A 5,589-nucleotide genomic window follows, 5' to 3' on the forward strand; every position below is an offset into this window, starting at 1 on the left:
GGGAAGCCCCCAACTACCATCGGCGCTAAAGAGCTTAACTTCCGTGTTCGGTATGGGAACGGGTGTGACCTCTTTGCCATCATCACTAGACTATTAGTTTTCAATATACTTCGTATGTTGAAAATCTTATGTATTTCGTTTTGAAGTTTTTATTACCTGTCCTTCAAGACAAGAATTATTGTATAACGTTTTCTCACATTGTGCAACACTTTTTTATAAAAAAAAAGAAATCATTACTTTTCGAAGATATTTTTGTTATGTAAGAGAAATTATCACTCTGCTATTTATTATAACAATTGATTAATTAAAAGAAAACAATTAATTTATCAGAAGTATTTTTATCAATTTTTATTCATTAAAAAACACAGTTTTCCGATTTGAGCTACTCTTTTCTGATTGTCGAGACACTTCGCTATTTGCAGGAATCTTTAATCTACGACAGGATCGATCAGAGTAGCCCTTCGTTACAATCAACTAAATAAGCAAAATATAAACGAAAAACTATTAATAGATTCAACTAACATGGCTGTTAATTTATAATTTCACAATTATTTAATGATAGTTTTCTAGTTTCATTTAATCCTCAATCATTTAAACCCTAAATTTCCTCTCCGGTGAAAGAACATTTCTGACGTTGCACTTTCTTACCAAAAACTGCTAAATAGGTTAAATAACAGAAAGAGCCATTTGTAATTGAACAATTTCCTCAAATGTTGTTGCTGGACCAAAAGATACTCTAAAAAATTGACGTGCCGCTTCCATAGAATAGCCCATTGATAAAATCGCGTTCGTACCAGATTCACCATGGCTATCACAAGCACTTCCTGTGGAAATATATATCCCCGCTTCATTTAATTTTAACAAAACGTATTGACCCTCTACTCTTTTCATTAGTACACCACAAATATTAGGCAATTGCTCCTTACTCTCAATTATTTGACACGTTTCTTGTAATTTTCCCTTAAAACTTTGACGTAATGCTTCATAGTGCTTCCGCTCATATTGATAATCTTCAATCGCCGTAGCAAAAGCGACAATAGCTGGAGTATCTAATGTTCCTCCCCTAAACCCACGTTCATGCGTGACACCTGGTGCTAATGCAGGAACACGGAGCTTAGGATTAATATAAATAGCTCCACATCCTTTTGGCCCACCTATTTTATGAGCTGAAATTGTAATAGCATCTACTTTCTGCTTTAACGGAAGTTTACAGAAGGACTGTACACAATCAACATGCAAGAGAACGTTTGATTGTTTTGCAATCTCGGCTATTTCTTCAATAGGTTGAATAGAGCCTATCTCTGAATTTACATGTTGGATAGTGATTAAAGCCGTATCTTCTTGTATGGCTTCTCGTAGTTGCTCTACATGAATACAACCATCTTGCTGTAAAGGTAACTTCGTGACCACAAACCCCATTTTTTCAAGCGTATTTAAAGCCGCATGCACGGAAGTGTGTTCAGCTTGTGATGAAATAATGTGCTTCCCTTTATTTGACGCTAAAGCTAATGACAAAATCGAAATTAAATTGCCCTCCGTTCCGCTTCCAGTAAAAATGACACCGTCACTATTTACTCCAAGAGATTTTGCTACGACAGCTCTTGCCTGTTCAACAAAATAATGTGCTTGGCCCCCTAGATCATGTAGGCTTGCACTATTCCCATAATACTGCTTTGCTACCTCACAATATGCTTTAAGAGCTTTTGGAGTCATTGGAGAGGTTGAAGCGTAATCCAAATAAATCATCTTATTCTTCCCTTCTAGTTCATCAGGTCTTGTTTTCTCTTTTATTTTATGTAAAGATATGTGTCAAGACAACTGTAAAGAAGGTATATGTATGGATGTAATGACAGATGTACTTATTATTGGTAGCGGCGTTGCTGCACTTCAAACTGCTCGACTACTCGAAGGACATTTTCAAGTTCAGATAGTTACAAAATGTTCAATTAAAATGAGTAGTTCTTATCGTGCTCAAGGCGGTATTGCTGCCGTTACAAGTCAAGAAGATCATCCAAAGTTTCACATTGCTGATACGTTGATTGCTGGTGAATATCATCATGAAAGAAGGAATGTTGAAGTACTAATAGAAAACGGTACGGAAATTATGAGTGATTTATTAAATGAGGGCTTCCCAGTTGATCGACAAGTTGATGGGTCCCCCGCTCTAGGCTTAGAGGGGGCACATAGTCATCACCGTATTTTACATGCAGGTGGTGATCGTACTGGCCAAGTAATGATCGATTATTTGCTCAGACAACTTACATCTAATATCGTTGTGAATTGCTATGAAATGGCTTACGAGCTTTTATTGAATACAGATGGAGCTTGTGTTGGTGTTCTGACAAAAGGAGCAGAGGGAACGAAGCGCTACCTTGCCCACCACGTCATTCTAGCGACAGGAGGTGCGGGTGCTATATATTCTTGTACATCTAACTTTGCTACGAATACTGGAGATGGTATCGCTTTAGCATATCGTGCTGGAGCTGCCATCAGTGATATGGAATTTATGCAATTTCATCCGAGCTTACTTTGGTGTGGAGGGCAGGCCAAAGGATTAGTCTCTGAAGCTGTCCGTGGCGCCGGAGGAAAGTTTGTCGATGCACTGCGTCATCCCATAATGAAAGGCATTCATGAGCAGTTGGACTTAGCACCACGCCATATTACTGCACATGCATTATTTAATAAACGTGCTGCTGGGCAGGAAACCTTTATTGATATTTCAAGTATCGAACACTTTGAAGAAAAATTCCCTACGATTGCTCAGCTTTGCTATGACAATCATGTTAATTTACAAGATGAATTAATTCCTGTAGCACCAGGTAGTCATTTCTTAATGGGTGGTGTTGTTGCTGATGACAAGGGAAGAACATCTATTCCTAATCTATATGCAATAGGTGAAGTTGCTTGTACTGGGGTGCATGGTGCCAATCGTTTAGCTAGTAACTCTCTTTTAGAAGGCATTACGTTTGGACAAAGAACAGCCCAATACATTATTCAAACAGGTTGTAAGCAAAATAGTTTCTTAATTGATGACAAACATCACCAACAAACAATGCCATCATTATTTACAAAAGATCAATTACGACAAATGATGATGCACACGTTAGGCATTGTGCGAAATCGTATCGATATGGAACAATTCGTACAACAATTGCCCTCAATGCAAACACTTCTTCATGTTGATTTAGATAGCTTGAATCGGCAGGAACTCGAACTTTACATGATGCATATTGTCGCTACATTAATGGCGCACGCAGCCATTACACGAAAAGAAACTCGTGGATCACATATTCGCATTGACAGACCACAAGATGATCATCATTGGGCAAACCGTTGGATCATTTTTCAACAAGGACAGATGAAAGTGAGGAATTCATTATATGAATATCATCAAACTCGAGGAATTGCTAAAACAATTTTTTAATGAGGATATAGGTGATGGGGATTTATCGAGTGAGTTAATATTTTCCCCTGAACAGCAAGGATCTTTTTCTTTTTATGCAAAAGAAGACGGTATTTTTTGTGGAGCTCTCATCATTGAGCATGGATTTCTTCTACTTGATCGATCGATGGATATTACCCTATATAAAAAAGATGGTGAAAAAGTAAAGGATGGTGAAGTTCTCGCTGTTATTCAAGGACCTCTTCAAAAGTTATTAATGGGAGAGCGTGTAATTTTGAATCTTATCCAGCGTATGTCTGCTATTGCCACAACTACAAATTTAGCTGTGCGAGAAACTGCAGGTACTAATGCGAAAATATGCGATACGCGCAAAACAATGCCTGGAATGCGTATGTTAGATAAATACGCTGTTAGAGTCGGTGGCGCCTATAACCATCGCAATGGTCTATTCGATGCGATCATGCTGAAGGATAATCATATTGCTTTTGCGGGTAGTATTACTAATGCAGTACAGGCGGCCCGTGAAAAAATCGGTCACACTATTAAAATTGAAGTCGAAATCGAAACAAAAGCACAATTAGATGAAGCAATTGCAGCCGGCGCAGATATCATTATGTTTGATAATCGTAGCCCTGAGGAAATACGTGAATGGCTTCCAGAAGTTCCACCACATATTGCTACAGAAGCTTCAGGCGGCATTTCGCTTCATAACTTAAATACCTATGCAGAAACAGGTATTCAATGGATTTCACTCGGAGCACTAACACATTCAGTAAAAGCCTTTGATATTAGTGCACTAGTAAAAACGAAAGGAGCTAATTCCATTGTCCATCACTAGTTTATTACAACAAACATCACTACTACCAGAGCATTATCGTGGATTATTTAAAAATGACATGGAATCTCGCATTATAGCTATAAAAAAGAAATTAGGTAGTAAGCTCTTTATCCCTGGACATCATTATCAAAAAGATGAAGTGATTCAATTTGTAGATGCAACAGGGGATTCCTTGCAGCTTGCTCAATTATCAGCAGCTAACAAGGAAGCTGAACATATAGTATTTTGTGGCGTACACTTTATGGCGGAAACAGCTGATATGCTCACAACTGAACAACAGCATGTTTATTTACCTGATATGCGTGCAGGCTGTTCAATGGCAGACATGGCAGACATTTATCAAACAGAACAAGCATGGCCGATTTTACAGAAACTCTTTGGCGATACCATTATCCCTCTAACATATGTCAATTCTACCGCTGCCATTAAAGCATTTACTGGGCGTCATGGTGGAGCCTGCGTAACATCGTCCAATGCAAAAGAAATGGTTAAATGGGCATTTACACAAAAACCACGTATTTTCTTTTTACCAGATCAACATTTAGGAAGAAATACTGCGTATGATTTAGGAATACCGCTTGAAAATATGGCAGTTTGGAATCCTCATACAAATATGCTTGAGACAGATCAGCCACCAGAAAACATTCAAGTCATCTTATGGAAGGGACACTGCTCCGTCCACGAAGGTTTTACAGTTCAGCATACGGAGCTTATACGTCAAGTTCATCCTACTATGCGTATCATTGTTCATCCTGAATGTAATCGTGAAGTTGTTGCGGCTTCAGATGATGCAGGTTCTACAAAATACATTATCGATACGATTAATAAAGCACCGAGTGGTTCAGCATGGGCAATCGGTACAGAAATGAATCTTGTTAATCGGATAATCCAGCAGCACCCTGATAAGCAGATTATCTCTTTAAATAAGAACTTCTGTCCTTGTCTTACAATGAATCGAATTGACCTTCCCCATCTGCTTTGGTCCTTAGAAAGTATAGAGAAGGGGCAACCACATAATCGTATTCAAGTAGATGCTCACACTGCTGAAGAAGCACGTAGCTCACTTGAAAGGATGCTATTAAGGGCATAAAAGGCAAAACGTCTACTCATTTCTGGTAGACGTTTTGTTATTATAGTTACTGAGTCTTTTTCGCAAGCATGTTGTGATATTCATTATAAATAAATTTCATCTTAAAATCTTAAAAACTATTTTTATACAAAAAAATACAGTAGATGTAAATTACATCTACTGTATTTCAGTATGACCCGTACGGGATTCGAACCCGTGTTACCGCCGTGAAAGGGCGGTGTCTTAACCACTTGACCAACGGGCCAATGGCGGAGAAGG

At 38.3% G+C, this 5,589-nt stretch carries 4 protein-coding genes, 1 tRNA gene and 1 rRNA gene; 3 read left to right on the plus strand and 3 right to left on the minus strand.

Annotated features, from left to right (window positions below):
• Together rrf and ACIQZA_RS25460 are read right to left on the minus strand one after the other, a co-directional pair.
• A 5S ribosomal RNA gene (gene rrf / locus ACIQZA_RS25455) occupies positions 1-90 on the minus strand; the annotation flags it as partial.
• Positions 91-666: 576 nt separating this feature from the next.
• Positions 667-1,746 (minus strand): cysteine desulfurase family protein, encoded by a 1,080-nt coding sequence (locus tag ACIQZA_RS25460; protein WP_400942028.1) that lies wholly within the window; start codon positions 1,744-1,746, stop codon positions 667-669.
• 91 nt (positions 1,747-1,837) lie between these two features.
• On the opposite strand from ACIQZA_RS25460, the gene nadB reads away from it, so the two are divergent.
• The 3 genes from nadB to nadA are packed head-to-tail and all read left to right on the plus strand — an operon-like array spanning position 1,838 to position 5,331.
• The gene (gene nadB, locus ACIQZA_RS25465; RefSeq protein ID WP_400942030.1) at positions 1,838-3,424 is read left to right on the plus strand and encodes an L-aspartate oxidase; all 1,587 of its coding nucleotides are present in this window, start codon (positions 1,838-1,840) and stop codon (positions 3,422-3,424) included.
• A complete protein-coding gene (nadC, locus tag ACIQZA_RS25470; RefSeq protein WP_402884626.1) occupies positions 3,381-4,241 on the plus strand; it encodes a carboxylating nicotinate-nucleotide diphosphorylase in 861 nt (286 codons plus the stop codon). Before nadB ends, nadC begins: the two co-directional genes overlap by 44 nt.
• Complete coding sequence (gene nadA / locus ACIQZA_RS25475) at positions 4,228-5,331, plus strand: quinolinate synthase NadA (RefSeq protein ID WP_402884627.1); 1,104 nt, start codon at positions 4,228-4,230, stop codon at positions 5,329-5,331. The genes nadC and nadA overlap by 14 nt, the downstream gene beginning before the upstream one ends.
• Before the next feature lie 172 nt (positions 5,332-5,503).
• Here nadA and ACIQZA_RS25480 read toward each other — a convergent pair.
• Positions 5,504-5,575 (minus strand) — tRNA-Glu (locus ACIQZA_RS25480).
• Positions 5,576-5,589: the final 14 nt, after the last annotated feature.

The organism is Lysinibacillus sp. NPDC096382, from assembly GCF_044762845.1.
In the GTDB taxonomy this organism is placed as follows: Bacteria; Bacillota; Bacilli; order Bacillales_A; family Planococcaceae; genus Lysinibacillus.

Coding starts and splice junctions, on each gene's coding strand:
- nadC (WP_402884626.1), top strand. CDS start 3,381: ATGAATATCATCAAACTCGAGGAATTGCTAAAACAATTTTTTAATGAG.
- nadB (WP_400942030.1), top strand. CDS start 1,838: ATGGATGTAATGACAGATGTACTTATTATTGGTAGCGGCGTTGCTGCA.
- ACIQZA_RS25460 (WP_400942028.1), bottom strand. CDS start 1,746: ATGATTTATTTGGATTACGCTTCAACCTCTCCAATGACTCCAAAAGCT.